Source organism: Streptomyces viridochromogenes DSM 40736, assembly GCF_000158955.1.
GTDB classification, from domain to species: domain Bacteria; phylum Actinomycetota; class Actinomycetes; order Streptomycetales; family Streptomycetaceae; genus Streptomyces; species Streptomyces venetus.
The window spans coordinates 8,108,377-8,109,630 of record NZ_GG657757.1; the positions used below are offsets into that span (position 1 = coordinate 8,108,377).

Below are 1,254 nucleotides of genomic sequence, written 5' to 3' on the forward strand. Positions count from 1 at the left end.
CCGACGGCAACCGGTACGTGCTGAAGGTCCCGCCCGCGGCGACCACCCCCGGCCTGCGGCACGAACGCCGCCTGCTCGTCTCGGAGGCCGAGTTCTACCGCTCGGCCGCCGGCGTCGAGGTGCCCGCGCCCCGGCTGGTGACCCTGCGTGACGACTTCCTGCTGATGACGGCCTGCCCGGGGGACGCCTGGGACGACACGCTCACCGACGACGAACACCTCACGCTGCGTACCGAGCTGGGGCGTCAGTCGGCCCGTCTGCACCGCGTCACGGGCCCCGGCTTCGGCTACCCCTCCGGCGCCCTCGGCCCGCTCGCCCCCGACTGGCGGACCGCGTTCACGACGATGTTCGACGCCGTCCTCGACGACGCCCGGCGCTACGGCGCCCGGCTGCCCCGGCCGGCCGACGCGGTGGCCCGTACGGCCTCCTCGGCGTACGGCGCCCTCGAAGAGGTCACCGTCCCGAGCCTCGTGCACTTCGACCTGTGGCGGGGCAACATCCTGGTCGACCGCTCGGCCGGCGGCCCCCGCATCGGTGGCCTCATCGACGGGGAGCGCATGTTCTGGGGCGACCCCCTCGCCGAGTTCGTCTCCCTGGCGCTGCTGGGCGACATCCGCAAGGACGAGGGGTTCCTCGCGGGCTACCGGGAGGCCGGTGGCCGGGTCGCCTTCGACACCCCGGCCCGCCTCCGCTACGCCCTGTACCGCGCCTACCTGTACCTGATCATGCTCACCGAGACGGTCCCGCGTGAGACCGGCGAGGAGCACCAGCGGTGGGTCCAGGAGAGGGTCGCCCCGGAACTGGTCGGAGCCCTGGACGAGATCGAGGAAGCCGCCGCCTCTTAGTTCACACCTGAGGTTTCGCAGGTCACGGCGGAGGTACTCGCGCGGCGCACGGACGAACCGAAAGGAGGGTGCCGTGACCGACCACCGCCTGGAAGGACCCGGCGAGAACGGTGACCCCGTCCCGCGGGACATGCCGGACCAGCAGGCCGACGTGGGCGAGGACCCGTGGGAGGTCGCCCCGCGCTTCACGGGCACCGGCACCGGCAAGAACGACAAGAGCGACGACGACAAGTCCGACGAGCCCGCCGACGACGTCCCCGACACCGACGAGGCGGGGACGGGGCGGCAGGGGGCGCCGCAACAAGGCACGGTGCACCCCGAGCATCCGGTGCCGGACGAGCCGGCCGACTGAGCGCCCAGCGCGTCGGCCCTTCGAACGCCGATGGCCGCGGCCGACTGTGGGGGTCGG

At 73.4% G+C, this 1,254-nt stretch carries 2 protein-coding genes; both read left to right on the forward strand.

Annotation, left to right across the window (positions count from 1 at the left end; translation table 11 throughout):
- Positions 1-845: phosphotransferase family protein (locus SSQG_RS35525; RefSeq protein WP_063749180.1), on the forward strand; the 845-nt coding region annotated here is incomplete at its 5' end.
- Positions 846-918: 73 nt separating this feature from the next.
- A complete protein-coding gene (locus SSQG_RS35530; RefSeq protein ID WP_039934339.1) occupies positions 919-1,197 on the forward strand; it encodes a hypothetical protein in 279 nt (92 codons plus the stop codon).
- Positions 1,198-1,254: the final 57 nt, after the last annotated feature.